We start from the raw sequence: 24,434 nt of genomic DNA, 5'->3' as shown, positions 1-24,434 counted from the left end.
TAGGGATGACCGGCCACGCCCGGACCGCCATACTTCTGGACAGAAGACCGGGTCGGGGTGACGGGAGTTCAGAGGTGAGCGACGCTGTCGCGAAAACAGATGTGCCACACCGGATCGGGTTGGTGGAGGACCACGAATCGGTGGCGATCGGATTGGGCGCGATGCTCGGGCCGCATCCGGATCTGAGGCTGGTCGCGACCGCCACCACGGTCGCCGGACTGCTGGAGCATCCGGCCTGCCTACTCGGCGGCGCCTGGGTGCTGGACCTGGTCGTGCTGGATCTGCGGCTCGGCGACGATTCCGTGCCCGAGGACAATGTGCGAGCTTTGCGTGCCCGCGGCGTCGAGGTATTGGTGTACACCGGCGCGGAGAATCCGTATCTGGTGCGTTCGGCCGCGCGGGCGGGGGTACTGGGTGTGTTGCGCAAGTCGGAGGATGTGGCCGCGGTGGTCGCGGCGGTCCGCCGCGCGGCCTCCGGTGAACAGGTGGTGACCACCGACTGGGCCGCGGCCATCGACGGTGACCCGCACCTGTCCGGGGTGGGTCTGAGCCCCCGGCAGGAAGAGGTGCTCACTCTGTACGCCTCCGGGGAGAAGGCCTCCCGGGTGGCCCGGCTGACCGGCCTGTCGGAACAGACCGTCAACGACTATCTGGGCCGGATCCGGCAGAAGTACGCCGACGCGGGACGTCCCGCACCCACCAAGACCGACCTGTACAAGCGGGCGGTGGAGGACGGCTGGTTGCCGGTCCCCGCACGCCGCCGGTGAGACCCGGGTTCGGCACCGCCGCGGCGGGCGGCCCGGTCGCGGCGTGGGGCGGGCCGGGCGTCGCAGGCCGGGTGCGCGCGGTGCTCGCGCCCGGTCGCGGCGCGGGACGGGAACCGGCCGCCGATCGGGTGCTACGCGCGTTCGGCCTGGTGATCGGCCTGGCCGGTACGATCGCCGCGCTGCTGGAACTGCCCGAAATCGTCCTGCAGCATCGCGGGATTCCGCTGCTGTGGTCCGTGCTGACCGTATCGGTCGCGTTCGGGATGTTGCCGGTGCTCGCGGGTGTTTCGCTGCTCGCCGGGCCGCGGTCGATCCGGCCGGCGGCCGGAGCCGCCGCGCTCGGTTATCTGGCCGCCATGGTCCTGCTGCTGCCCTACCTTCCGCCGATCGCGGCGGCCCCGGGACCGGTGTGGGCCTACCGCCTGATGGCGATCGGTGTCCTGGCGGCCGCGCTCGCGTGGCATCCGCTGCTCGCGGGCGGATATCTCGTGCTCGCGGTGGCATTGCCGGGCGCGTCTCTGTACTTCCTGCTCGGCGACACCTCGCCGGCGCAGGCTCTCGACGCCTTCGCGCGCGACGCGACACTGTGCCTGCTGGTGCTGTGGTGCGTGGTGTACGCCCGTCGGGCGGGCGCCCGGGTGGACCGGGAAACCATGCGGTCGAGCGAGCTGGCGGCGGCGGTCGCGGGCGCCGCCGCCCGGGAACGGGAGCGCGCCCGGTTCGCCGCCCTCATCCACGACGCGGTGCTGTCCACGCTGCTGGACGCGTCTCGTACCGCGGGCCAGGCACCGGTCCTGCGGGATCAGGCCCAGCGCGCCCTCGACCAACTCGACGAGACCCGGATCGTCGAGTCCCAGCCGGCGATTCTGGATGCCGATTCGGTGGCCGGATTCCTGCGCTCGGCAGTGCGGGAGGTGAGCCGGAGCGTCGAATTCACGGTGCGGCAGCGCGAGAGCGGCGCCACGTTGCGGATGCCCTGGCATGCGGCGGGCACGGTGGCCGCGGCGCTCACCGAGGCCACCCGCAACAGTCTGCGTCATGCGGGCGTGCCCGGGCGCACTGTCCGGCACACGGTGACGGTCACGGTCGATGCGGACGGACTGCGGGTCGTTGTGCGCGACGACGGGGCGGGTTTCGACCTGCACGCCGTGCCGTCCGACCGGCTCGGTGTCTCGGTCAGCATCCTGGGCCGGATGCGGCAGCTGCCCGGCGGCGCCGGGTCCGTGGACTCGGCGCCGGGAGCGGGCACCACGGTCACGCTGATGTGGGCCGGCCACGGAGAGGACGGCGATGCCCGAGCGGGACGGTGATACCGAACTGCGCGCACTGCTCGGTATGCGCGGCCGGGCCGGCTGGTTCTTCCTGGCCGGGCTGGCCACCACGATCGCGCTGCATATGCTGCCGACCTTCCGGGCCGTCCCGCTCGCGCAGGCCGTACCCGCGTCGGCCGCGATGCTGGCCGGTGCGGTGATCGTGGCTCTCGTGCCCGGCGAGCCGCTCCCGTGGCCGGCCACCGGCACCGTGCTGCTGATCGGCCTCGCGGCGGTGGTGTCGACCAATCTGAATTTCCACGACGGCGCGGTCCGGGGTCAATGGGCCGCCTTCGCCTTCTCCTACGTACTGGCCGTGCTCGCGCTGCGCGGCCGGATCGGTGCGGCCTGGGCCGGCGCGGCCGCGGTGGCCGCGACCCTGGCAGTCCTCGAGATCGCACTGGATGTCGGGATCGGTTCACTGGTCATGCCGATCCTCGCGCTGTGCGCCGTGGCCGGCACCTCGGTGTGCGCGCTGATCCTGCGCCCGACGCAGCGGTCGCTGCGAGTGCTGCACGAAGACGCGGCGATGCGCGCGGCCGCGGAGGCGACCATGGCGGCGGAGCATGCCGAGCGGGTCCGCCAGCTCGCCCGGCTGGATCGGGTCGCCCGCCCGCTTCTCGAACGGATCGCCCGCGGTGCCGAATTGTCGGCGGCAGAACGGGAGCAGTGCCGGCTGCTCGAGGCCGAATTACGGGACAGCCTGCGCGCGCCGCAACTGGTGACCGACCAGCTCATCGGCGCGGCCCGCGGGGCCCGGTCCCGCGGGGTCGAGGTGCTGTTGCTCGACGACGGTGGTTTCGCGCAGGCATCGGCCGCGGACCGGGAGAAGGTCGTGCGGATCGCGATCGAGGCACTGGCGGCCGCCACCGCGGGCGCGGTGACGGTCCGGGTACTTCCCGCGGGCCGGCGCCTCCTCGCGACCGTGCTGGTCAGCGCCGGGGGAGACGACCGGCGTAGCGATATCGCGGCGTCGGGGGCAGACCCTGGTCGCGGGACGAGCCGGGCCGGGGACTACGACTGCTCGTCGCGTTTGGGGCCATAGCCGCCCCGCATCTGGTCGCGCAGCGCGCCGGACACCACTCCGGACATCCAGGAGTTCAACGACTGTCCGCTCTGCGCGGCGGCTTCTTCGGCGCGCGCCTTCACCTGTTCGACCAGACGCAGGGTGACCCGGCTGATATCGCCGGTCATCTCCTCGAAGCTCGGGTTGTCGCCGGCCGGAGCGCGACGCACCTCGATATCGGCTTCGGTGCCGTGCAGGGAGACACGCACGGTGCGGTCGCCCAGTTCGGCGCTGACGGTATCGGCGAGTTCGGTGAGGGCCGAGAGCAGGGCCAACCGGGCCGAGTTCTCCACCGCGCCGGCGAGCGCGGCGGCCGTGGCCTGGGTCTTCTCGTCACCCAGGGCGGCGGCGGCCACCAGGTCGTCCCGGATGCGGGCGGTGTATCTGGTCAAATCCATGACACCAGTGTGACGCCATTTCTGATGTCGTTCAAGGACGGAAATGACGGCGAGATGGCGGTATCATGCCGTCGGCGGTCGGTTCGGCGGCCGAGAACACAGACGAGGGTGTCGAGCCGTACCAGATGACCGGGTAGCCTTTCTGACCATGACGAACGGTGAATCGACGCCCCCGGTGTTGAGCGCGTCCGGCACAGTAGGTGTCGCGATGGTGACCCCCTTCAGTGCCGAGGGCAAGCTCGACATAGACACCGGCGTCTCCCTGGCACATCGTCTGGTCGATCGGGGCGTCGACCTGCTCGCGATCTCCGGAACCACCGGCGAATCGCCCACCACCACCGAATCGGAGAAGGCGGATCTGCTGCGGGCGGTCGTCGACGCGGTCGGCAACCGGGCCACCGTGATCGCCGGCGCCGGCACGTACGACACGGCACATTCGATCGAGCTGGCGCGTAACGCCCAGCGCGCGGGCGCGCACGGCCTGCTGGTGGTGACTCCCTACTATTCGCGACCGACCCAGGAAGGCCTGTACGCGCATTTCACCGCGGTCGCCGACGCCACCGACCTACCGGTCACCCTCTACGACATTCCGCCGCGATCGGTCGTTCCGATCGCCTCCGACACCATTCGCCGGCTCGCCGAACACCCGCGGATCGTCGCGGTCAAGGACGCCAAGGGTGATCTGAACGCGGGGGCGGCGCTCATCGCCGAAACCGATCTGGCCTTCTACTCCGGCGACGATATGTTGAACCTGCCGTGGCTGGCGATGGGCGCGGTCGGTTTCATCAGTGTGATCGGGCATCTGGTCCCGGAGCGACTGCGCGAGATGGTGGACGCGTTCACCGCCGGAGATGTGGTGCGGGCGCGCGATGTCAACACCAGTCTGTTGTGGCTCAATGCCGCAATGGCCCGCCTCGGCGGGGTCGCGATGACCAAGGGCGGGCTCCGCCTGCTCGGTATCGACGCCGGTGAACCGCGACTGCCGCAGATCATGCCCAGTCCGGAGCAGCTCGAGGATCTGGCCGCGGACCTGCGGGCCGCCGGGGTGCTCGAATGAGTGAACCCGCCGCCCGCCGCCCCCGCCGCACCGCCCGGCGTGAAGCCGGTCCGGCCGCACCCGCGCCCGAACCGCAGCAGGAACCCGTGCCCACGCCCGTGGCGGCCGAGCCCGCCGAACCCACTGTCGAAAGGGAAACCGAGACGGTGGCAACCGAATCCGCGCCCGTGACCGAAACCGCCGCCCCGGAAGCCCGGGGCCAGCGGTCGCGTCGCGGCGGGAGGGGCCGGCAGTCCGGCCGCGGCCGTGGCGAGCAGGCCCGTTCCGCGCCCGCGGTCACCCCGGAGGCCGCCGCCCAGGACCGGCTCTCGCTGCCACCGAAGCTTCCGAAGCAGGGCCTGCGGGTCTTCGCGCTCGGCGGTATCGGCGAGATCGGGCGCAATATGACCGTTTTCGAGTACGGCGGCAAACTGCTGATCGTCGACTGCGGAGTGCTCTTCCCCGAGGACCAGCAGCCCGGTGTGGACCTGATCCTGCCCGATTTCCGGCCGATCGAGGACCGCATCGACGATGTGGCGGCTGTGGTCCTGACCCACGGGCACGAGGACCATATCGGCGCCGTACCGTTCCTGCTGCGGTTGCGCCCGGACATCCCGGTGGTCGGCTCCAAGTTCACCCTCGCATTGGTCGCCGCGAAATGCCGGGAGCACCGGTTGCATCCGCGGCTGCTCGAGGTCACCGAGGGGGAGCGCACCGAGCACGGGCCGTTCGAATGCGAATACTTCGCGGTCAATCACTCCATCCCGGACGCCCTCGCGGTGGCCATCCGCACCCCCGCGGGGACGGTGCTGCACACCGGGGACATCAAGCTCGATCAGCTGCCGCTCGACGGCCGGCTCACCGACCTCGCCGGTTTCTCCCGACTCGGCGACGAGGGCGTGGACCTGTTCCTGGTCGATTCCACCAACGCCGAGGTACCGGGTTTCGTCACCCCGGAACGCGAGATCGGCGGTGTCCTGGATACCGTGATCGGTAAGGCGCGCAACCGGGTGATCGTGGCGTCCTTCGCCAGCCATGTGCACCGGATCCAGCAGGTGGTGGACGTGGCGCAGAAGTACGGGCGCCGGGTGTGCTTCGTCGGCCGGTCCATGGTCCGCAATATGCAGATCGCGCAGGATCTGGGCTATCTGTCGGTGCCCGACGGGATCGTCGTCGATCTCGATCAGGCGGCCACCCTGCCGGGCGACAAACTGGTGCTCATCTCCACCGGTTCGCAGGGCGAGCCGCTGTCGGCGCTGTCCCGGATGGCCCGGGGTGAGCACCGGCAGATCCATATCCGGGCCGACGATCTGGTCGTGCTGGCCTCCTCGCTGATCCCGGGCAACGAGAACTCGGTGTTCACGGTCGTCAACGGGCTGGCCCGCCTCGGCGCCACCGTGATCACCCAGCAGAACGCGAAGGTGCACGTGTCCGGGCACGCGTCGGCCGGGGAACTGCTGTACCTGTACAATGCGGTCCGGCCGACCAACGCCATGCCGGTGCACGGTGAATGGCGGCATCTGCGCGCCAATGCCGCGCTCGCCGTCGCCACCGGGGTCCCCGAGGAACGGGTAGTGCTGGCCGAGGACGGTGTGGTGGTCGATCTGGTCGACGGAATCGCCTCCATCGTCGGCCGTGTCCCGGTCGGGCATGTCTACGTGGACGGCTTGTCGGTCGGCGATGTCGGTGAATCCACGCTGTCGGACCGGCTCGTGCTGGGCGAGGGCGGTTTCATCGCCATCACGGTGGCCGTCGACGAGACCACCGGTAAGGCGGTGAGTCCGCCGGAGGTCAGCGGGCGCGGGTTCTCCGATGATCCGACCGCGCTGGCGGAGGCGGCGGAGCTGGTGGAAGCCGAACTGCTGCGACTGGCCGGTGAAGGCGTCACCGATACGCATCGCATCGCCCAGGCCGTGCGGCGGATCGTGGGCCGCTGGGTCGCCGATACCTACCGGCGGCGTCCGATGATCGTGCCGACCGTGATCGGCGTCTGAACGAACGGAAACCGCCGGAGGGCCGAGCCCTCCGGCGGTTTCTCGTCTCTGCGGAGCTCCGCGTGGCTCAGGCGTCGGGCTGGCAGGCCGCCGAATCCAGCTGCGCGGATTTGACGATATTGCACGCGAAGCCGTGCGCGATCTTCCACTGATCGCCTTCGGCCACGAAATCGACGGTCGCGTTCTCCACCGGGCTGCCGCCGATGGTCACATCGGCATCGGCGGTCACCTTGCCGCCGACCGGTTCGCCGACATTGGTGATCTTGACGGTGACCTCGTTCTTCTTGGCCGCCTCGACCAGCTTGTCGACCAGCTGCGGATCCTGTTCGGCGTCCTCGATCCAGGCCAGCTTCTCGTCTTCGCCGACCGAGCCGTCGAGCGCCCGGTTGATCTTGTCGTTGAGTTCCTCGGCCGTCGGCTTGGGCAGATTCGGCGCGGGTGTGGTGGTCGGCGCCTTGCCCTCCTCCCGGCCGTCCTGGGTCTTACCCGATTCGAACTCGGCGGCGGCCTCGGTGCTGGTCGCGGCGGCCTCGGTCGAGGAGTCCTCGGTGGACGAGCATGCGGTGAAGGTCAGGGCGGCGGCGGCCATCGTCGCGGCGGCCACGACCCGGATCGGTCGAATTTTCACAGTTCTGATTCCCCTACGGTGTAGTCGGCGAGTTCGGCGCCGGCCGGAAAATGTGGTCGGTACGAACTCACAGGTCGTAGCCGGAAGTGCAGTTCCAGTGCTCGATGTAGGCATTGCCCGGGTTGTTGGCCAGCGCCTCGGACCGGGCGGCGGCCTTGGTGGCGCCGGAGCCGTAGCTCAGCCAGTTGTCCGAAACCGCCAGCGCGCCACATCCGTTGCGCCAGGAGATCTTGGCGACGCAGTCGGCGGCACCGCAGCTGCTCTCCGCGGCCGACTCGGCCTCGGAGTAGCTGTCGTAGTCGTAGGACCAGCCGTAGTTGCCGGTGGACAGGGACACCGCGATGGCGCCGTAGTAACTGCTGTACTGGGCGTGCGCCGGCGTCACCGAAGCGACGAACATCGAGCCGATGGTCGCCACCAGAACGGCGGCAACGGTGAGAATCTTCTTCAAAGGTGTTCCCATCTGTGTATTTCGGTCCACGACCCTATGGACCGAATGACAAAGTACAGAGCATCTCTGCCGGTGAGCAACCGGATCGGCAACACGTTCCCTCCCCGATGGCTGGGTCTCGGCTAGATTCATCGTGTGAACATGGCTCAGCGTGAACGCCGTGCATTGGTCGAAACGATGAAGGGCACCGGCCCGGACGCGCCCACCCTATGTGGTGCGTGGACGGTACGCGACCTCGCGGCACACCTGGTGGTCCGGGAGCGACGGCCCGATGCCGCGCCGGGAATCATGTTGGCGCCCTTCGCCGGTTATCTGCAGAAGGTGCAGGACAAAGCGGCCGGCCGGGAGTTCGACGAGCTGCTGGACAAGATTCGTACCGGGCCGCCCTGGTGGTCACCGCTGCGCCCGGTGGACGCGATCGCCAATCTCGGCGAGATGTTCGTCCATCACGAGGATGTCCGCCGGGCGAGCCCGGGCTGGGAACCGCGGGAGTTGTCGGCGGAGGATCAGCAGCGGCTGTGGGCGACGGTACGCAAGATGGGGAAGATGGCGTACCGGAAATCGCCGGTACCGGTGGAACTCGCCACGCCCGGCGGGGAGCGGGTCCGGATCGTGGACGGTACCGGTCCGGTGGTGACCCTGACCGGCGCGCCGTCGGAATTGTTGTTGCACGCCTTCGGTCGCGATCAGGTCCGGATCGAATCGGCCGGCGAACCCGACGCCGTCCGGCAGGTGCTCGAACTCGACCGCTCCATCTGAACGCCACCGGCGGCGCGGGTCGTGGGCGAGGCAGCGGACCAGCCCCCTCACCGTGTCCGCGCCGCATTTCGACGACCGTCGTCGCAGGTATCGCCGTCGCTGCGTGCCGCGTGACGACCCCGCTGCCTACCGCGTGACGACTGCGCTGCGGAGTAGCCCGCCCATCCCCGCGAGCCGGTATCGCGCGTCGTCGGGCGGCGGTAACCAGTGTTGCGGATGGTCCCCGTGGGGTTGTTGCGGCTAGCCTGAGGCCATGGCAGGTAAGTCCCGCGGCACGACCACACCTGGTGCGCGGGCGGGATCGGCTCGGGGGCGGACCACCGCGGCGCGTTCTCGTTCGGGTAGTACACGCGGCGCGGCCGGCGCGGCCGCGGCCCAGGGTCCGGCTCGTAGAACCACCCGTAAGGCGGCCGCGCGCCCGGCCAACAGCGCCCGTCCCCGCCGCACCGCGGCGCGCCGGCCCACCGCCGCACGTCGTTCCGATACGGCGCCGCTGGCGGTGTTCGGCCGCATGGTGGGCGGCGGCTGGACCATGGCCGCCCGTGGACTGGGCGCCACCACGCGGGCCCTCAGCAGAGCCGGGGAGATCGAACACGGTCATCGGCGCGACGGGGCCGCTCTCGGTTTGATCGCGCTCAGCGCGGTGATCGCGGCCGCTGTCTGGCTGTCCGCCGGCGGGCCGATCGGGCGCGCGGTGGACGCGGTCATCCGTGCGGTCACCGGTTCGGCCTCGGCGCTGCTGCCGTTCGTCGCCTCCGCTGTCGCGGTGGTGCTCATGCGTACCGAACCCCGCCCGGAGATCCGGCCCCGGCTGGTGCTGGGTGGTCTGCTGATCGGGTTGCCGTTGCTCGGACTGTGGCATATCGCCGACGGTGCCCCCACCGACGCCGCCGGGCGTGCCGAGGGAGCCGGGTTCGTGGGATTCGTGATCGGTGGTCCGGTGACCGATGGCCTCACCGCCTGGCTGTCGGTGCCGATACTGCTGCTGGCGATGGTGTTCGGTGTGCTGCTGGTGACCGGCACAACGGTGCGCGAGGCGCCGCAGCGACTGCGCGAATTCTTCGGCGCTCCCGGTTACGAGGGTGAGGCGGACTATCGGGACGGCTACGATCCGGTCGACGAGTACGAGACCGGCGTGGGGGAGGCTCCCACCAGATCTCGCCGTCGCACTCGTACTCCCGCCGAGAACTACCCGGCCGACGAATCGGCGGGATCCGCGGCCGAGCCGCCCCTGCGCGACGCCAAATCGATCCCCGCCGCCCCGGAGGGCGAACAACCCGCACGGCGTAAGAAGCGCAAACCCGCCGCGCCCGCGGTGGTCGATCAGACTCCGCCGCCGCTTCCGGATCCGGAGTTCGTCACCGACCGGGTCACCGAGGGCGATTACACGCTGCCGCCGATCGATTTGCTGGTCGAAGGCGACCCGCCCCGGAAACGCAGCGCCGCCAACGAATCGATGATCGAGGCGATCACCGAGGTACTGGTGCAGTTCAAGATCGATGCCGCGGTCACCGGGTTCGTCCGGGGGCCGACCGTCACCCGGTACGAGGTGGAACTCGGGCCCGGCGTGAAAGTCGAGAAGATCACCGCGCTGACCCGCAATATCGCCTATGCCGTGGCGACCGAGAACGTGCGCCTGCTCGCGCCGATCCCGGGGAAGTCCGCCGTGGGTATCGAGGTACCCAATGCCGACCGGGAACTGGTCCGCCTCGCCGATGTGCTCACCGCGCCGTCCACCCGCAACGATCATCATCCGCTGGTCATCGGACTCGGCAAGAACATCGAGGGCGAGTTCGTCTCGGCCAATCTGGCCAAGATGCCGCATCTGCTGGTCGCGGGTTCCACCGGTTCCGGTAAGTCGAGTTTCGTGAACTCGATGCTGGTGTCGCTGTTGCAGCGGGCCACCCCGGACGAGGTCCGGATGATCCTGATCGACCCGAAGATGGTGGAACTGACCCCCTACGAGGGGATCCCGCATCTGATCACGCCCATCATCACCCAGCCGAAGAAGGCCGCCGCGGCGCTGGCCTGGCTGGTGGAGGAGATGGAACAGCGGTATCAGGACATGCAGGCCAGCAAGGTCCGCCATATCGACGACTTCAACCGCAAGGTGAAATCCGGCGCCATCACCACGCCGCTGGGCAGCGAACGGGTGTACCGGCCCTACCCCTACATTCTGGCCATCGTCGACGAACTCGCCGATCTGATGATGACCGCGCCCCGCGACGTCGAGGACGCCATCGTCCGGATCACCCAGAAGGCGCGGGCCGCCGGTATCCATCTGGTGCTGGCCACCCAGCGGCCGTCGGTGGATGTGGTGACCGGCCTGATCAAGACCAATGTGCCGTCCCGGCTGGCGTTCGCGACCTCCTCGCTCACCGATTCGCGCGTAATCCTCGATCAGCCCGGCGCCGAGAAACTCATCGGTATGGGAGACGGCCTGTTCCTGCCGATGGGCGCCGGTAAACCGACCCGGTTGCAGGGCGCCTTCATCAGCGACGAGGAGATCCACGGGGTCGTCGAGTTCACCAAGAACCAGGCCGAACCGGAGTACACCGAGGGCGTCACCGCGGCCAAGGCCGGGGAGAAGAAGGACGTCGACCCCGATATCGGCGACGATCTCGACGTGTTCCTGCAGGCGGTGGAACTGGTGGTCACCTCGCAATTCGGGTCCACGTCCATGCTGCAGCGCAAGTTGCGGGTGGGGTTCGCGAAGGCGGGCCGTTTGATGGACCTGATGGAGACCCGGGGCGTGGTGGGGCCGAGCGAAGGTTCCAAGGCGCGCGATGTGCTGATCAAACCGGACGAACTCGACGGCCTGCTGTGGTCGATCCGGGGCGGCGGCGACGAGGAAGCGCCGGCGCCGGACGCCGGATGACAGGCGTGCCGTCGGTGACCGGGCGCGCTCATATGCGACGATAGCGGGCAACCACCCCGCAAGTCGGCTGAAACGGGCATATCGGGCATGATTGGTATATGACTCGCACCGCTGAACGGATCGCCGTATGCAGGTAACCGCTCTCGTCTGGGGAATCACCATCGTGGTGATCCTCGGGTTGTTCGTCTTCGATTTCTTCGCCCATGTGCGGACCCCGCACGAACCGACCTTCCGTGAGTCCGGCTTCTGGTCCGCGGTCTACATCGGCCTGGCGCTGGCCTTCGGCGGGGTGATCGCCTGGAAATGGGGCGGGACCTTCGCCGGTGAGTACTACGCCGGTTTCGTCACCGAGAAAGCGCTCTCGGTGGACAACCTGTTCATCTTCCTGATCATCATGTCCACCTTCGCGGTGCCCCGCATCTACCAGCAGAAGGTGCTGCTCATCGGCATCGTGGTGGCCCTGGTCATGCGCGGTATCTTCATCGCGGTGGGCGCCGCCGCCATCAGCGCCTTCAGCTGGGTCTTCTACCTGTTCGGATTGTTCCTGGTCTACACCGCGGTCAAGCTCGTGAAGGAGAGCGGCCACGAGGTCGAAGAGGAACAGAAACGCGACAGCCGGATCGTCGCGCTCATCAAGCGCTTCGTACCGACCACCGAGACCTATGACGGCGACAAGCTGGTCACCCGGATCGACGGCCGGCGCGTGCTCACGCCGATGCTGCTGGCACTGGTGGCCATCGGATTCGCCGATCTGCTGTTCGCGCTCGACTCGATTCCGGCCATCTACGGCCTCACCGAGGAGCCCTACATCGTGTTCACCGCGAACGCGTTCGCGTTGATGGGGCTGCGCCAGCTCTTCTTCCTGATCGGCGGCCTGTTGGACCGGTTGGTCTACCTGTCCTACGGTCTCGCGGCCATCCTGGCCTTCATCGGGATCAAACTGGTGCTGCACGCACTGCACGAGAACACCCTGCCGTTCATCAACGGCGGCGAGCACGTGAGTGTCCCGGAGATCTCCACCGCGCTGTCGTTGTCGGTGATCCTCGGCATCCTGGTCGTCGCGACCGTCGCCAGCCTGCTACGCACCCGTGGGCAGGCCCGGTCGAAGTCGGCCGCCGGCCCGGGCGAGTAGCCGGTGCGTCCCGGCCGGGCGCCGACCCGGCCGGGACGCGGTACCGCTCAGTCGGCGAACGTGCCGAGTACGGGCTGCCATTCGACGGCCCGCACGTCATCGACCAGCTTCTCCTGAGCGAACGGGTCCTGAGCCAGCAGTTCGTCCAGTGCCGCGGCATCGGCCGCGCGGAACAGCAGCAGGGCGCCGGAACCGTCCGGGTACGGCCCGCTGCTCAGCAGCGCGCCCTCCGAAAGCCGGTCGGCCAGCCACGCCCGGTGACGCGGACGATGGGTGTCCCGAGCCGGGACGGTGACTTCGGAATAGGTGTAGTGAACAGCGAAAAGAGGCACCGGTCGACTCTAGTGCGCGGGGTGGCGCCGCGGTGCCGGCCGTCCACCGGGAGCGGTGGGTACCGCCGCAGTCGGTGAATCTCAGAGCGTGAGCAGCATTCGGGTGTTGCCGAGAGTGTTCGGTTTCACAAAGCTGAGGTCCAGGAACTCCGCCACACCGGTGTCGTAGGACCGGCACATCTCCGCGTACACCTCGGCGGTCACCGGGGTGCCCTCGATTTCCGCGAAACCGTGCCGGGCGAAGAACTCGACCTCGAAGGTGAGCACGAACAAGCGCCGCAGCTCGAGCTCGCGCGCCACCTCGACCAGTTGCTCCACGATGACTTTGCCCACACCGTGGCCCTTCACCTCAGGAAGAACCGCCACCGTGCGCACCTCACCGAGGTCGGCCCACAGCACGTGCAGCGCACCACAGCCCACCACGCGGTCGCCGAGCTCGGCCACCCAGAACTCCTGTACCGACTCGTACAGATTGACGAGGTTCTTCTCCAGCAGGATGCGGCCCGCGTATACATCAACGAGCGATTTGATCGCCGGGACATCGGAGGTGCGGGCGCGACGCACCCGCACGGTGGCGGTCTGCGTACCGGGTGCGTCGCTGGTCGAACCACTCAGTGGTCCCCGTGAGGTCATGGGGTGCACAGTAGTCGGCCGGGCTACCGATAGTCTGAGTGTGTGCCGCAGACTCCGCCCTCCCGCTCGACCTCGCGCGCCTGTCCCGGCGCCGCGGCGCAGAGGCGGCCATGAGCGTGCACCCCGAGGAGATGGACCGGCGGCTGACCGTGCCCGGACCACCGCGCGGTGGTCTGGTGCCCGCACCCGCCGAGTCCGCGGTTCCGCTGCTGAACATCGCGAACATCCTCACCATGATCCGGATCGCGCTGGTACCGCTGTTCGTCCTGGCGCTGTTCGCCGGTGGCGGGCATCAGACCGGCTGGCGGATCACCGCCACTCTGCTTTTCGCCCTCGCCGCGATCACCGACCGGTTCGACGGTCAGCTCGCCCGCAAATACGGCCTGGTCACCGATTTCGGCAAACTCGCCGACCCCATTGCGGACAAGGCGCTCATCGGTGCGGCCCTTATCGGGCTCTCGATGCTGGGCGATCTGCCGTGGTGGATGACCGTCGTCATCTGCGCGCGCGAGATCGGCATCACCCTGCTGCGGCTGGCGGTGGTGCGCCGCGGCGTCATCCCGGCCGGTCGTGGCGGGAAACTCAAAACCCTCGTCCAATCGGTGGCCATCGGAGTGCTGCTGCTACCGCTCTCGGGTGGTTTCGCCACCGCGGGAATGACGCTGATGTGGATCGCGTTGGTTCTCACTGTGGTCACGGGCCTGGACTACGTCGGCCAGGCGGCCAGGTTGTGGCTCGCCGGACCGCACCGGACTCGCGGATGACGGCCGGACATACCGGCCCGCTCACCGCCGACAGCGTGGCCGCCGATCTCGTCGCCGTCCTGAAGGGCAGCGGACAGACCGTCGCCACCGCCGAATCACTGACCGCGGGCCTGGTCTCCGCCACGATCGCCAGTGTGCCCGGTGCCAGCGCGGTACTGCGCGGCGGGCTGGTGGTGTACGCGACAGACCTCAAACACAGCCTGGCCGGGGTCGACGAACAGGTCCTGGCCGCGGAGGGGCCGGTGGCCGCGAGTACCGCACAACAGCTCGCGGTCGGCGCCCGGACCCGCTGCGTCGCCGACTGGGGAATCGCGCTCACCGGGGTCGCCGGGCCCGACCCGCAGGACGGGATCGAGGTCGGCACCGTCTTCCTCGGACTCGCCGGGCCCGGGCATACCGAGGTGATGCGGTTGAAACTCACCGGCGACCGGTGGAATATCAGGTTCACAGCGACACAGGCCGCGGTTCGGGAACTGCTGCGGTGCGTGCGGGGCGAATCACCCACCCGGTGAGCAGTTCCGCGACCGGCCCGGGAACCCTCGGGGCCGGTTCCGACGTTGTGCGAAGAGAGAACCGCGTGCGTGCCGTGGGCGACGCCTACCGGGAGAAGGAGAACTCGATGACGCTGCTGCGAGAAGCGATCGGGGACAGTCTGCGGCGTGCGCGCCTCGCCCAGAGCCGGACCCTGCGTGAAGTATCCACCTCGGCGCGGGTGAGCCTGGGCTACCTCTCCGAAGTCGAGCGGGGCCGTAAGGAAGCGTCCAGCGAACTACTGGCCGCGATCTGCGAGGCGCTCGACGTACCGCTGTCACGGGTGCTGTGGGACGTGAGCACCGCGATCGCCGGCGAGGATCTGCCGGCGGGCGCCGCCCCGGCCCGCGAACCCGCCGAAGCGGCCACCCCGGCACCGGCGGAGCCGGCCGCCGAGCCCGCAACCGCCGAACCCGCCGCCGTCGCGGCCGCGAACGGCACCCGGACCCAGGTCGACGGCGAGACCCGGATCGTCATCCCGGCGCCCACCAACGGTCCGCTCGTGCTGGTCGAAGCGGCCTGATCGGTTATAGCCGTCGTATACCCGATCGTGACAATGCGCGTGGCGCCGGGGACCGGATAGATTCGTAGTATGCGTCGGCGCGGCCGTTCTCGGCGAGACGCGGCGTCGTTCGGTGGCCGGGACCCGGCGCCGCATGGTGGAGGATAGGCAGATACCGAGTGCGTGACGGTCGCGCACTCCGAGTCGCCCAGGCGGCACAGTAGATGGAGGCGGGATCAACCGATGGCTAATCCGTTCACGAAGGCCTGGAAATACCTGATGGCCCTCTTCGATTCCAAGATCGAGGAGCACGCGGATCCGAAGGTCCAGATTCAGCAGGCTATCGAAGAGGCTCAGCGTCAGCACCAGGCCCTGTCCCAGCAGGCCGCCTCGGTGATCGGGAACCAGCGGCAGCTGGAGATGAAGCTGAACCGGCAGCTCGACGAGGTCGAGAAGCTCAACGCCAATGCCCGTCAGGCCGTCGTCCTCGCCGACCAGGCCAATGCCGCGGGTGATGCCGAGAAGGCCATCCAGTACACCAACGCCGCCGAGGCGTTCGCCGCGCAATTGGTCACCGCCGAACAGTCGGTCGAGGATCTGAAGGTGCTGCACGATCAGTCGCTGCAGGCCGCCGCGCAGGCCAAGAAGGCGGTGGAGCAGAACGCGATGCTGCTGCAGCAGAAGGTCGCCGAGCGTACCAAGCTGCTCAGCCAGCTCGAACAGGCCAAGATGCAGGAGCAGGTCAGCGCCTCCCTGCAGCAGATGGACAGCACCCTGTCCGCCCCCGGCAGCGTCCCCAGCCTGGACGCGGTGCGGGAAAAGATCGAACGCCGCTACGCCACCGCGCTGGGGTCCGCCGAACTCGCCCAGAACACCGTCCAGGGGCGCATGCTCGAGGTCCAGCAGGCCAGCGTCCAGATGGCCGGCCACAGCCGGCTCGAGCAGATCCGCGCGTCCATGCGCGGCGATTCCCTGCCCGCCGGGAACACCGGCTCAGCGCTCGACGCCGGGAAATCGGCGGCCGAACCCGCACAACCACAACCACAGATGGACAAGGGCCGGACCGCACAGCAGTAGCGGCTCCACCGAGTTCGGCGAGGACAGCGATGAAGTCTGACAGGTCCCGATTCCGCACCGGGTCCCGGGAGTTCGCCCGTGCCTGGCCCGAACTACAGCCGCAGGCGGCCTACGTCGCCGACAGTCTGCGGGAAGCCGGCGAGAACGCGCTCGTCGCGGTCCGCCGCTGGGCCGATCCGCGGGAACGCGAGCTCCGCCGGCGGCGCCGGGCCCGGCGGCGCAGTATCGGTCTCGGCACGGTCTCCGGCCTCACCACCGCCGGGGCGGTCGGGCTGGTGATCCTGTCCGCCCCCGCCTGGGCGGTCGTGGTGCTCGGCGGCGGGGCGGTCGTCCTGGTCACCGGCGCCGCCCTGAGTACCCGCCGTTACCTGCGGTTGCGGCGGTCGCCCCTGCCGCTGGCCGGTTATCTCCCGCGCAAACTTCCCGCCGGCCGATCCGCCGCCCGGCCCGCCATGACTCGATTGACCCGTGCCGAACGCGCGTTGCACGAGGTGGCAGGGCAGATCGCCCGGTCCCGCCGGCTGCCCGCCGAGGAACTCGAGGATCTGATCGCCACCGCCGGCTCCGGTGCCGCCGCGCTCACCGCGCTGGCCGCCGATATCGCCACGATGGAAGGCGCGGTCCGGACCCTCGGCGGGGGCGCGGCCGAGATCGCCGACGCGGCCGACGTGCATCGGCTCGGGGAGACATTGCAGTCGATCGTGGCCCGGCTCGACAGCGGCGTCGCCGAGTACGAGCAGGTGGTCGCCGCGGCGACCCGGGTCCTCGCCGTCGACGAAACAGGGGCGCTGCGCTACGAGTTCGACGGTATCGTCGCCGATCTACGGCACGCGGCCGATCGGATGGACGGCTGGGCGCAGGCACTCACCGAACTCGCCGACCGGGCTCCCGGTCCGCTGCCGCCCGCCGCGGGCCACCCCTCATGGCATTCGCCCGTGGCCGAGGTGCCCCGCGGTCACGGGCGCCCGTAACGGTCTCAGGGTCAACCCTGATCTTCCCCGGATATTGCTCTTCACCTGGTGATTTCCCGTCTCCGCGGTGTCATGCTCGAAGCAGGAGACAACCGCTGGGAGGCACAAAATGCTGTGGAAGATCATCGGCGTGGTCGCCGTCGTCTGGATAGCGCTGGCGGTGATCGGCGCACTGATCAAAGGGCTGTTCCCGATTCTGGTGATCAGTGCGGTGGTGTTCGGGCTGTACCTGCTCTACAAGGCGATCTCCGGCTCGGACGACAACTCGGTCACCAAGGTCTGATCCGCCCACGCGACGATGCGGCCGGATGCCTCTCCGCCCGGAGGGTCATCCGGCTTTTCCGTGTCATCGGGCGGGCGCCTGTGTTCGAATGGCGCCATGCAACACCTTCCGGAAGATTGGCAGCGGGCCCTGGTGATCGTCGCTCACCCCGACGATATCGAGTACGGAGTCGCCGCCGCGGTGGCCCGCTGGACCGGCCAGGGCAAAGAGGTGCGCTATCTGCTGGTGACCTCCGGGGAGGCGGGGATCGCCGGTATGCCGCCTGCCGAGGCGGGTCCGTTGCGCGAAGCCGAAGAGCGTGCCGCGGCCGCGGTCGTCGGGGTGAGCGAGGTGCAGTTCCTCGGCCATCCGGACGGCCGGATCGAAGCGAACCCGGCTCTGCGCCGCGATCTGGCCGCGGCGATCCGCCGGCACCGTCCGGAACTGGTGGTGCTGGGACATTTCGGGCCGACCTGGGCCCCTGGCATCGTCAACAGTGCCGACCACCGGGCCGTCGGCCGCGCGGCGCTCGACGCGGTATCCGATGCCGGCAACGAGTGGATCTTCCCCGAGATCACCGAGCCACCACCGTGGACCGCGCGCTGGGCGGCCGTGGCCGTCCCGGCCGGTGCCACCCACGCGGTGGACGTCACCGCCACTGTCGGCGCCGCCGAGGCGTCACTGGCCGAACACCGGCGCTACCTGGAGGCATTGAGCCCGGAACCGGTGGCCGATCAGGTGCGCGCGGTGGTCACGATGACCACGGGTCCGGTGGACGGTTTCGCCGGCGACCGCGCCGTCGGGTTCGAGCTGTACACCTTCGCCGGCTGAGCTGCCGGCGCGGTACCGCGGTGGCGGAACACGCCTCGAAATGGGCCGGCGCGGCCGCCCGGGCACGGCCCGGACTCGGCGCCTGCGGGCGCGCCGATAGCATGGCCGGATGCGAGTGGCTGTCGTCGCCGGTCCCGATCCGGGTCATGCGTTTCCCGCTATCGCGCTCTGCCTGCGTTTCCGGGACGCGGGTGATGATCCCGTCCTCTTCACCGGCCCCCGCTGGTTCGAGGCCGCGCGAGCGGCCGGTATCGGGGTACGGCGGCTGAAGGGGCTGGCGCCCAGGCCGACCGACGACGACGGCGACGCCGGGGCGCGCATTCATCAACGGGCGGCCTATATCTCGACCGAGATCCTGCCCGAACTCGGCGCGATGCTGCCGGAACTGGTTGTCTCCGATGTGCTCACCGCGGGGGGCGGTATGGCCGCCGAGCGGTTGCGGGTGCCGTGGGTCGAACTGTCACCGCATCCGCTCTACCTTCCGTCGAAAGGGCTGCCGCCGATCGGCAGTGGGCTCGCGCCGGGCGCCGGTGTGCGCGGTCGTGCCCGGGATTCGGTGCTGCGGATGTTCACCGCGCGCGCGGTGCGGACCGGGCAGCGGCAGCGGGAGGCCGCCCGGGCCGGGGTGGGTCTGCCGCCCACCGACCCGGGTCCGGCGGCGCGGCTCGTCGCCACCCTGCCCGCGCTGGAGGTACCGCGGCCGGACTGGCCGGAGGAGGCCGAACTGGTCGGCCCGCTGTTGTGGGAGCCCACCGACCGCCGCCTGGAGTTACCGCCGGGGGACGACCCCTTGGTGATGGTGGCGCCGTCCACCGCGCACACCGGGGTGGCCGGGATGGCGGAGACGGTGCTGGAGGCCCTGGCGGGAGCGGGGGTCCGGGTGGCTATCTCGATGCTCGACGAGCCACCGGAATCGCTGCCGGAATGGGCGACCGCCGGGCTCGGCCGGCAGGACGAACTCCTCACCCACGCCGCCGTGGTGGTCGGAGGCGGTGGCCACGGGCTCCTGGCGAAATCATTGACCGCCGGGGTACCCGTGGTGACCGTCCCGGGTGGCGGCGACCAGTGGGAGCTCGCCAATCGCGCGCAACGCCAGGGTTCGTCGCTGCTGGTCCGCCCGCTCACCCCGGAGGCGGTGCGCGCCGCGGTGCTGCGGCTGCTGGCCGAGCCGGGTTTCACCGCGGCGGCGCGGTCGGCAGCCGCGGGAGTCGCCGAGGCGGCCGATCCGGTACAGATCTGCCACCGGGTCCTGGACTCGGTGCGTACGCACTGACCGCTCCGAGCCCGTCGGCGCCGGTGCGGGTATCTTGTGCACGGTGCGGTTGACGGAATTCCAGGAACTCATGCACACCGAATTCGGCGAGGCCCGGGGCGACACCCTGCTCAACGATCACGTCATCCCCGCGCTCGGCGGCCGGACCGGCGCCGACGCCATCGAATCCGGTGTCGATCCGCGTGATGTCTGGCGTGCGCTGTGCGCCGAATTCGATGTGCCGCGCGCTCGCTGGTGACCAGCGGTCAGCTCCGGCGCGCATGATGGCGCGCCGCTTTCGCGCGGTTGCCGCAGGTCGCCATCGAATGCCAGCGTCGGGTTCCGTTCTTGGACGTGTCGTAGAAGAACAGCACGCAGTCGGGATGGGCGCAGCGGCGGATGCGGGCGGGCGCCTCGGCCAGCAGTTGCAGCAGGTTGTCCGCCGCCAGCCAGCCGGGTAGCCAGGCGGGGTCGGCGACCTCGGGGGTGCCCATCGGTCCGGTCTCGTCGAGGTGACGCCGGATACGTCCCCGGTCGAGTACCTCGTTGAGAGCGTCGCGGGCGCCGTGCACGACCGCGTCGTACACGGCGGAGCGGGCGGTGAGCACGGCTTCCAGGGTCCGTTCGTCCACGGGAGCCGTTCCGGCCAGGCCCGCCGACTCCAGCCAGATCCGCAGGCCCGTCACGTCGGTGAGCAGGTCGCGCGGGCCGTGCTCCATCCACCGCGTGTTCAGCAGATCGAGGGCCGGCGGTTCACCGAGGTGGGGGCGTGGATCGAGCATGCCTGAGGGTAACGGTCTCCTTGTCCGTGTCGGAGTATCCGAACCCAGTGTAACCACCTATTGATATTTGAGCGGTTGACGCCGGGTGATCGCACGCGCTAAGTTCTAACCGTTCAAACAATTTGAACAGTTAAACCAGGAGGATCGATCATGACGACAGCCGTCACCCCGCGACTCGCCACCGGGCATATCGGGCTGAACGTGTCCCAGCTGGATCGCTCGCTGCGCTTCTACCGGGATGTTCTCGGCTTCGAAGAGCTCGCCACCGGAGCCGATGCCGGACGGCGATGGGCCTTTCTGGGCTCGAAGGGCGAACTCGCGCTCACGCTGTGGCAGCAGAGCGCGGGGGAGTTCCCGGTGGATCGTCCTGGGCTGCACCACCTGTCCTTCCAGGTTCCGTCCCTCGAACAGGTGCGGCAGGTGGAAGCCGCGCTTGCCGAGCACGCGGTCACCTTCTTCCACGACGGTGTGGTCGCGCACGGCGAGGGTGCGGCGTCCGGCGGCATCTTCTTCGCCGATCCGGACGGTATCCGGCTCGAGGTCTATACGCCGGTCGGCGCCGAATCCGCGCCCGCCCCCAGCGGTGCGGCGCCGACCTGCGGATTCTTCTGAGCGGCACCCGAGATGAACGTTTTCCATCCGGGCGAACTGGCGGTGCAGCGCCGGGCGGGACAGGCCGATATCGCCGAGAAGGTGGGGCGGACGGTCCGTACCGCGATACCCGAGGCCGCCGCCCGCTTCCTGGCCGAACAGCCGATGGTCGTACTCGCCGCGATGGATGACGAGGGCCGCCCGTGGGTGACCCAGCTGGCCGGCGCGCCGGGCTTCCTCCGCGCCCTCGACGAATACACCCTCGAGATCGCGGCGGTACCACGGCGCGGCGACCCGCTGACGCCGCCCGACCGTCCGTGGCGGGTCGGCCTCCTCGCCGTCGAACCGGATCGCCGCCGGCGGATGCGGGCCAACGGGACGGTACGCCGGGTCGGCGATCGGCTGCGCATGACGGTGGATCAGGTCTATTCGAACTGCCCGAAGTACATCTCGCGGCGGCATATCGTGGCCGTCGCGGAGCAGCCGCCGACGGACGTACGCCACGGTATCGAACTGGATGCCCGGCAGCGCGCCGCGATCGCGGCGGCCGATGCCTTCTTCGTGGGCAGTACGGACACGGCGGGCCGCGCCGACGCCTCACATCGTGGGGGAGACCCCGGCTTCGTGGAGGTGCGCGCGCCGAACCGGCTGTACTGGCCGGAATATCGCGGCAACTCGATGTTCATGACGCTCGGCAACCTCATGGTGGAGCCGCGCTGTGGTGTGCTGATCCCGGACTGGGACACCGGCGGCCTGCTCCACCTCACCGGTACGGCCGAACTGTCCTGGGCGACCGGCCCGGGCGGCCCCGCCGGTGTCGAATTCACCGTGCACGCGGTGGCCGAGCGGCTCGCGGGGCCACTGCGCTGGAGTCCGCCCGAACTCTCCCCTGTCAACCCGTGAAAGGAGTCGCCGGATGCGACCACCGCTGCCCCCGTTCGATGCCGTGACCGCCGCCGCCAAGGTGCGTGCGGCCGAGAACGCGTGGAACACCCGTGATCCCGAGACGGTCGCCGCCGCCTACACCGTCGACACGGTGTGGCGTAACCGCGACGAGTACTTCACCGGGCGTCCGGCCGTTGTCGATTTCCTGACGCGGAAATGGGCGAAGGAGAACGGTTATGCCCTGCGCAAGGAGCTGTGGGCCTGGTCTGGAAACCGTATCGCGGTGCGCTTCCAGTACGAATGGCACGACGAGGCCGGGCAGTGGTGGCGCAGCTACGGCAACGAGCAGTGGGAGTTCGCGCCGGACGGGCTGATGGCGCGGCGGGAGGCGAGTATCGACGATGTGCCCATAACCCCGGCGCAGCGGCGCATCCACGGACCCCGGCCGGAGGGAGATACGACCGAGCTCCCGCAGTGGTGAACCGGTGTGCCGGGGGGCCGTGGCGCGCGGCCACGTCGCTTGACTCGAACACCTGTTCGTCTAGGCTGAGGCCGGAACTTGTCGGTGCCGCCCTCTACTGTGGGCGCCAACCACACCACCTACCTACCACCCGGTGAAAAGGGGAGTCACGATGGCGCCACAGCCCTATGACCGCGACAAAGCGCTCGAACTCGCGCTCGCGCAGGTCGAGAAGAGTTTCGGCAAGGGGGCGGTGATGCGCCTCGGTGAAGAAGCCCGTCAGCCGGTCTCGGTGATCCCGACCGGTTCCATCGCGCTCGACGTCGCACTGGGTATCGGCGGTCTGCCCCGCGGCCGCGTCGTGGAGATCTACGGCCCGGAATCCTCCGGTAAGACCACGGTCGCGCTGCACGCGGTCGCCAATGCGCAGGCCGCCGGAGGAGTCGCGGCCTTCATCGACGCCGAGCATGCACTCGACCCCGATTACGCCGCCAAACTCGGTGTCGATACCGACGCGCTGCTGGTGTCCCAGCCCGATACCGGTGAACAGGCCCTGGAAATCGCCGATATGCTGGTCCGCTCCGGAGCCATCGACATCATCGTCATCGACTCGGTGGCCGCCCTGGTGCCCCGTGCCGAAATCGAGGGCGAAATGGGTGACAGCCACGTCGGCCTCCAGGCCCGCCTGATGAGCCAGGCGCTGCGCAAGATGACCAGTGCCCTGAACAATTCCGGCACCACCGCCATCTTCATCAACCAGCTGCGCGAGAAGATCGGCGTCATGTTCGGGTCCCCCGAAACCACCACGGGTGGTAAGGCGCTGAAGTTCTACGCGTCCGTGCGGCTGGATGTGCGCCGTATCGAAACCCTGAAGGACGGGAGTGACGCGGTCGGTAACCGGACCCGGGTCAAGGTCGTGAAGAACAAGGTCTCCCCGCCGTTCAAACAGGCCGAATTCGACATTCTGTACGGACACGGAATTTCGAAGGAGGGCTCGCTGATCGATATGGGGGTGGAGCACGGGTTCATCCGCAAATCCGGCTCCTGGTACACCTACGAGGGCGATCAGCTCGGCCAGGGTAAGGAGAATGCCCGTAAATTCCTCCTGGAGAACACCGATATCCGGGACGAGGTCGAGAAGAAGATCAAGGAAAAGCTGGGGATCGGTGCCGATGTGACCGCGACGGAAGAGACCCCGGCCGATTTCTGACCCGATGGACGAACGGTCCGGGGCGCGCACCGAGGCCACCGATCCGGTGGCGCAGATGCGGCGCCGACTCGACGAACTCCTGGCGGCCGGGGGCGTGGCCACCGATCCCGCCCGGAGTCCACGGCCGGCCGAGCCCGATCCGCAGCGGGCTCGGCCGGCCGACCCCCGTTCACCGGTCGACGCGCCGACCGACGGACGCCCCGGCGACGACGCGCAGGGCGGCCTGGAACAGGCGAAAGAGGCCGCCCTGCGGTTACTGGCCGTTCGCGCCCGTAGCCGAGCCGAGCTCGCGCAGCGGTTGTCCGCCAAGGGGTACTCGTTCGAGGTGACCCAGCAGGCCCTCGGCCGGCTGGCCGAGGTCGGGCTGATCGACGACGCCGATTTCGCGCGGCAGTGGGTACGGCAGCGGCACGGTTTCTCCGGGAAGGGGCGGCGTGCGCTGGAGCAGGAGCTGCGGCGTAAGGGAGTTTCGCAGGAGGACTCCGCGGCCGCGCTGGACACCGTCACGGCCGACGACGAATACGAGCGCGCCACCGAACTGGTGCGCCGCAAACTGCGGAGCCTGCCGGCGGGGCTGGACCGGGAGAAGTCCATCCGGCGGCTGGTCGGAATGCTCGCCCGGCGCGGTTACGGGCATTCGGTGGCCTTCGCGGTGGTCAAGTCCGAATACGAGGCCGCCGGGTTCGGCGACGAGGACGCGCCGCCGGATTGAGCGGTGCCTCGCGCCGATCAACCGCGGCGTCCCCGGTCTCGTGAAGACCGGGGCCGGCCTCCGAAGCGGAGTTGGACCCAGAACGCAGGATTGTGGTCGGCGGAGTGCCGTCCATCGCCCTCTCCGGTCGCGGTGCCACGTCCGCCGCCCGGGCGGCCGAGGTGCTGCTCGAGTTCGGCCGCCGGTCGAACGCGATCGACATCCGGAAATCGCCCGGTCT

The 24,434-nt window shown here is 69.4% G+C and carries 28 protein-coding genes; 22 read left to right on the top strand and 6 right to left on the bottom strand.

Going from position 1 to position 24,434, the window contains the following annotated elements:
- Positions 1-74: 74 nt before the first annotated feature.
- The 3 genes from IG75_RS0113980 to IG75_RS0113970 are packed head-to-tail and all read left to right on the top strand — an operon-like array spanning position 75 to position 3,122.
- Positions 75-767 carry a helix-turn-helix transcriptional regulator gene (locus tag IG75_RS0113980; protein WP_051714564.1) on the top strand — a complete coding sequence of 231 codons (693 nt, stop codon included), beginning with the start codon at positions 75-77 and terminating at the stop codon, positions 765-767.
- Positions 764-2,077 carry a sensor histidine kinase gene (locus tag IG75_RS0113975; RefSeq protein ID WP_245713169.1) on the top strand — a complete coding sequence of 438 codons (1,314 nt, stop codon included), beginning with the start codon at positions 764-766 and terminating at the stop codon, positions 2,075-2,077. Before IG75_RS0113980 ends, IG75_RS0113975 begins: the two co-directional genes overlap by 4 nt.
- Positions 2,058-3,122 (top strand): hypothetical protein, encoded by a 1,065-nt coding sequence (locus IG75_RS0113970; RefSeq protein ID WP_051714563.1) that lies wholly within the window; start codon positions 2,058-2,060, stop codon positions 3,120-3,122. Before IG75_RS0113975 ends, IG75_RS0113970 begins: the two co-directional genes overlap by 20 nt.
- Here IG75_RS0113970 and IG75_RS0113965 read toward each other — a convergent pair.
- Positions 3,092-3,541: a hypothetical protein gene (locus IG75_RS0113965; RefSeq protein ID WP_030521687.1), complete on the bottom strand. Its 450-nt coding sequence runs from the start codon at positions 3,539-3,541 to the stop codon at positions 3,092-3,094. The two genes, IG75_RS0113970 and IG75_RS0113965, sit on opposite strands and share 31 nt — an antisense overlap.
- A gap of 148 nt (positions 3,542-3,689) precedes the next feature.
- Here IG75_RS0113965 and dapA point away from each other — a divergent pair, with 148 nt between their 5' ends.
- Both dapA and IG75_RS0113955 read left to right on the top strand, forming a co-directional pair.
- Complete coding sequence (dapA, locus tag IG75_RS0113960; protein WP_030521686.1) at positions 3,690-4,598, top strand: 4-hydroxy-tetrahydrodipicolinate synthase; 909 nt, start codon at positions 3,690-3,692, stop codon at positions 4,596-4,598.
- On the top strand, positions 4,595-6,571 hold the full coding sequence (locus IG75_RS0113955) for a ribonuclease J (RefSeq protein ID WP_030521685.1): 1,977 nt from the start codon (positions 4,595-4,597) through the stop codon (positions 6,569-6,571). The genes dapA and IG75_RS0113955 overlap by 4 nt, the downstream gene beginning before the upstream one ends.
- 67 nt (positions 6,572-6,638) lie before the next feature.
- Here the strand turns inward: IG75_RS0113955 and IG75_RS0113950 are convergent, their stop codons facing one another.
- Entirely contained in the window at positions 6,639-7,199 is a 561-nt protein-coding gene (locus IG75_RS0113950; protein WP_082853951.1) for a WKL family lipoprotein, read from the bottom strand.
- A gap of 67 nt (positions 7,200-7,266) precedes the next feature.
- Entirely contained in the window at positions 7,267-7,662 is a 396-nt protein-coding gene (locus tag IG75_RS0113945; protein WP_030521683.1) for a DUF4189 domain-containing protein, read from the bottom strand.
- A 123-nt stretch (positions 7,663-7,785) separates the two neighbouring features.
- Between IG75_RS0113945 and IG75_RS0113940 the strand changes: the two genes are divergently transcribed.
- The 3 genes from IG75_RS0113940 (at position 7,786) to IG75_RS0113930 (ending at position 12,419) form a co-directional block, all read left to right on the top strand.
- Positions 7,786-8,409: a TIGR03085 family metal-binding protein gene (locus tag IG75_RS0113940; RefSeq protein ID WP_156058890.1), complete on the top strand. Its 624-nt coding sequence runs from the start codon at positions 7,786-7,788 to the stop codon at positions 8,407-8,409.
- A gap of 253 nt (positions 8,410-8,662) precedes the next feature.
- On the top strand, positions 8,663-11,287 hold the full coding sequence (locus IG75_RS0113935) for a DNA translocase FtsK (protein WP_051714561.1): 2,625 nt from the start codon (positions 8,663-8,665) through the stop codon (positions 11,285-11,287).
- Between the two features lie 127 nt (positions 11,288-11,414).
- Positions 11,415-12,419, top strand: a complete 1,005-nt coding sequence (locus IG75_RS0113930; RefSeq protein ID WP_030521680.1) for a TerC family protein — start codon at positions 11,415-11,417, stop codon at positions 12,417-12,419.
- 47 nt (positions 12,420-12,466) lie between these two features.
- Here the strand turns inward: IG75_RS0113930 and IG75_RS0113925 are convergent, their stop codons facing one another.
- Positions 12,467-12,751 carry a YciI family protein gene (locus IG75_RS0113925; RefSeq protein WP_030521679.1) on the bottom strand — a complete coding sequence of 95 codons (285 nt, stop codon included), beginning with the start codon at positions 12,749-12,751 and terminating at the stop codon, positions 12,467-12,469.
- A gap of 81 nt (positions 12,752-12,832) precedes the next feature.
- Positions 12,833-13,384, bottom strand: a complete 552-nt coding sequence (locus tag IG75_RS0113920) for an amino-acid N-acetyltransferase (protein ID WP_030521678.1) — start codon at positions 13,382-13,384, stop codon at positions 12,833-12,835.
- 131 nt (positions 13,385-13,515) lie between these two features.
- Here IG75_RS0113920 and pgsA point away from each other — a divergent pair, with 131 nt between their 5' ends.
- From pgsA to IG75_RS0113875, 9 genes are all read left to right on the top strand, one after another.
- Positions 13,516-14,148 carry a CDP-diacylglycerol--glycerol-3-phosphate 3-phosphatidyltransferase gene (pgsA, locus tag IG75_RS0113915; protein ID WP_245713173.1) on the top strand — a complete coding sequence of 211 codons (633 nt, stop codon included), beginning with the start codon at positions 13,516-13,518 and terminating at the stop codon, positions 14,146-14,148.
- Positions 14,145-14,660, top strand: coding sequence for a CinA family protein (locus IG75_RS0113910; protein WP_030521676.1), 516 nt, complete (start codon positions 14,145-14,147; stop codon positions 14,658-14,660). Before pgsA ends, IG75_RS0113910 begins: the two co-directional genes overlap by 4 nt.
- Positions 14,661-14,767: 107 nt before the next feature.
- Positions 14,768-15,202 (top strand): helix-turn-helix domain-containing protein, encoded by a 435-nt coding sequence (locus tag IG75_RS0113905; protein ID WP_030521675.1) that lies wholly within the window; start codon positions 14,768-14,770, stop codon positions 15,200-15,202.
- 222 nt (positions 15,203-15,424) lie between these two features.
- Positions 15,425-16,258, top strand: a complete 834-nt coding sequence (gene pspA / locus IG75_RS0113900) for a phage shock protein PspA (protein ID WP_030521674.1) — start codon at positions 15,425-15,427, stop codon at positions 16,256-16,258.
- A gap of 29 nt (positions 16,259-16,287) precedes the next feature.
- Entirely contained in the window at positions 16,288-17,229 is a 942-nt protein-coding gene (pspM, locus tag IG75_RS0113895) for a phage shock envelope stress response protein PspM (RefSeq protein WP_063834138.1), read from the top strand.
- Positions 17,230-17,338: 109 nt separating this feature from the next.
- Positions 17,339-17,512: a hypothetical protein gene (locus tag IG75_RS39710; protein WP_030521672.1), complete on the top strand. Its 174-nt coding sequence runs from the start codon at positions 17,339-17,341 to the stop codon at positions 17,510-17,512.
- A 96-nt stretch (positions 17,513-17,608) separates the two neighbouring features.
- Positions 17,609-18,322 (top strand): PIG-L deacetylase family protein, encoded by a 714-nt coding sequence (locus IG75_RS0113885; RefSeq protein ID WP_030521671.1) that lies wholly within the window; start codon positions 17,609-17,611, stop codon positions 18,320-18,322.
- A 109-nt stretch (positions 18,323-18,431) separates the two neighbouring features.
- Positions 18,432-19,595 (top strand): glycosyltransferase, encoded by a 1,164-nt coding sequence (locus IG75_RS0113880; protein WP_030521670.1) that lies wholly within the window; start codon positions 18,432-18,434, stop codon positions 19,593-19,595.
- A gap of 43 nt (positions 19,596-19,638) precedes the next feature.
- Positions 19,639-19,833 (top strand): DUF3046 domain-containing protein, encoded by a 195-nt coding sequence (locus IG75_RS0113875; protein WP_030521669.1) that lies wholly within the window; start codon positions 19,639-19,641, stop codon positions 19,831-19,833.
- Between the two features lie 7 nt (positions 19,834-19,840).
- Here the strand turns inward: IG75_RS0113875 and IG75_RS0113870 are convergent, their stop codons facing one another.
- Positions 19,841-20,356 carry a CGNR zinc finger domain-containing protein gene (locus tag IG75_RS0113870; protein WP_030521668.1) on the bottom strand — a complete coding sequence of 172 codons (516 nt, stop codon included), beginning with the start codon at positions 20,354-20,356 and terminating at the stop codon, positions 19,841-19,843.
- Between the two features lie 150 nt (positions 20,357-20,506).
- Here IG75_RS0113870 and IG75_RS0113865 point away from each other — a divergent pair, with 150 nt between their 5' ends.
- The 5 genes from IG75_RS0113865 (at position 20,507) to IG75_RS0113845 (ending at position 24,214) form a co-directional block, all read left to right on the top strand.
- Positions 20,507-20,968 (top strand): VOC family protein, encoded by a 462-nt coding sequence (locus tag IG75_RS0113865; protein ID WP_030521667.1) that lies wholly within the window; start codon positions 20,507-20,509, stop codon positions 20,966-20,968.
- A gap of 12 nt (positions 20,969-20,980) precedes the next feature.
- Positions 20,981-21,850 (top strand): pyridoxamine 5'-phosphate oxidase family protein, encoded by an 870-nt coding sequence (locus IG75_RS0113860; RefSeq protein ID WP_030521666.1) that lies wholly within the window; start codon positions 20,981-20,983, stop codon positions 21,848-21,850.
- Between the two features lie 13 nt (positions 21,851-21,863).
- Positions 21,864-22,313, top strand: coding sequence for a nuclear transport factor 2 family protein (locus IG75_RS0113855; protein WP_030521665.1), 450 nt, complete (start codon positions 21,864-21,866; stop codon positions 22,311-22,313).
- A gap of 151 nt (positions 22,314-22,464) precedes the next feature.
- A complete protein-coding gene (gene recA / locus IG75_RS0113850; RefSeq protein WP_030521664.1) occupies positions 22,465-23,502 on the top strand; it encodes a recombinase RecA in 1,038 nt (345 codons plus the stop codon).
- A 55-nt stretch (positions 23,503-23,557) separates the two neighbouring features.
- The gene (locus tag IG75_RS0113845; RefSeq protein ID WP_081876915.1) at positions 23,558-24,214 is read left to right on the top strand and encodes a regulatory protein RecX; all 657 of its coding nucleotides are present in this window, start codon (positions 23,558-23,560) and stop codon (positions 24,212-24,214) included.
- The last annotated feature ends 220 nt before the right edge of the window (positions 24,215-24,434 follow it).

This window comes from Nocardia rhamnosiphila NBRC 108938, from assembly GCF_000720425.1.
In the GTDB taxonomy this organism is placed as follows: Bacteria; Actinomycetota; Actinomycetes; order Mycobacteriales; family Mycobacteriaceae; genus Nocardia; species Nocardia rhamnosiphila.
The sequence above is the reverse complement of the archived record's forward strand: the minus strand, read 5'-3'. Positions and strand labels throughout refer to the sequence as shown.

Bases quoted from the DNA above. Each gene is read 5' to 3' on its own strand.
- IG75_RS0113855 (WP_030521665.1), top strand. From the start codon at position 21,864: ATGCGACCACCGCTGCCCCCGTTCGATGCCGTGACCGCCGCCGCCAAG.
- IG75_RS0113880 (WP_030521670.1), top strand. From the start codon at position 18,432: ATGCGAGTGGCTGTCGTCGCCGGTCCCGATCCGGGTCATGCGTTTCCC.
- IG75_RS0113905 (WP_030521675.1), top strand. From the start codon at position 14,768: ATGACGCTGCTGCGAGAAGCGATCGGGGACAGTCTGCGGCGTGCGCGC.
- IG75_RS0113845 (WP_081876915.1), top strand. From the start codon at position 23,558: ATGCGGCGCCGACTCGACGAACTCCTGGCGGCCGGGGGCGTGGCCACC.
- IG75_RS0113945 (WP_030521683.1), bottom strand. From the start codon at position 7,662: ATGGGAACACCTTTGAAGAAGATTCTCACCGTTGCCGCCGTTCTGGTG.
- IG75_RS0113935 (WP_051714561.1), top strand. From the start codon at position 8,663: ATGGCAGGTAAGTCCCGCGGCACGACCACACCTGGTGCGCGGGCGGGA.
- IG75_RS0113920 (WP_030521678.1), bottom strand. From the start codon at position 13,384: ATGACCTCACGGGGACCACTGAGTGGTTCGACCAGCGACGCACCCGGT.
- IG75_RS39710 (WP_030521672.1), top strand. From the start codon at position 17,339: ATGCTGTGGAAGATCATCGGCGTGGTCGCCGTCGTCTGGATAGCGCTG.
- dapA (WP_030521686.1), top strand. From the start codon at position 3,690: ATGACGAACGGTGAATCGACGCCCCCGGTGTTGAGCGCGTCCGGCACA.
- pspA (WP_030521674.1), top strand. From the start codon at position 15,425: ATGGCTAATCCGTTCACGAAGGCCTGGAAATACCTGATGGCCCTCTTC.
- IG75_RS0113860 (WP_030521666.1), top strand. From the start codon at position 20,981: ATGAACGTTTTCCATCCGGGCGAACTGGCGGTGCAGCGCCGGGCGGGA.
- IG75_RS0113910 (WP_030521676.1), top strand. From the start codon at position 14,145: ATGACGGCCGGACATACCGGCCCGCTCACCGCCGACAGCGTGGCCGCC.
- pgsA (WP_245713173.1), top strand. From the start codon at position 13,516: ATGGACCGGCGGCTGACCGTGCCCGGACCACCGCGCGGTGGTCTGGTG.
- IG75_RS0113965 (WP_030521687.1), bottom strand. From the start codon at position 3,541: ATGGATTTGACCAGATACACCGCCCGCATCCGGGACGACCTGGTGGCC.
- IG75_RS0113955 (WP_030521685.1), top strand. From the start codon at position 4,595: ATGAGTGAACCCGCCGCCCGCCGCCCCCGCCGCACCGCCCGGCGTGAA.
- IG75_RS0113970 (WP_051714563.1), top strand. From the start codon at position 2,058: ATGCCCGAGCGGGACGGTGATACCGAACTGCGCGCACTGCTCGGTATG.
- pspM (WP_063834138.1), top strand. From the start codon at position 16,288: ATGAAGTCTGACAGGTCCCGATTCCGCACCGGGTCCCGGGAGTTCGCC.
- recA (WP_030521664.1), top strand. From the start codon at position 22,465: ATGGCGCCACAGCCCTATGACCGCGACAAAGCGCTCGAACTCGCGCTC.
- IG75_RS0113930 (WP_030521680.1), top strand. From the start codon at position 11,415: ATGCAGGTAACCGCTCTCGTCTGGGGAATCACCATCGTGGTGATCCTC.
- IG75_RS0113865 (WP_030521667.1), top strand. From the start codon at position 20,507: ATGACGACAGCCGTCACCCCGCGACTCGCCACCGGGCATATCGGGCTG.
- IG75_RS0113870 (WP_030521668.1), bottom strand. From the start codon at position 20,356: ATGCTCGATCCACGCCCCCACCTCGGTGAACCGCCGGCCCTCGATCTG.
- IG75_RS0113885 (WP_030521671.1), top strand. From the start codon at position 17,609: ATGCAACACCTTCCGGAAGATTGGCAGCGGGCCCTGGTGATCGTCGCT.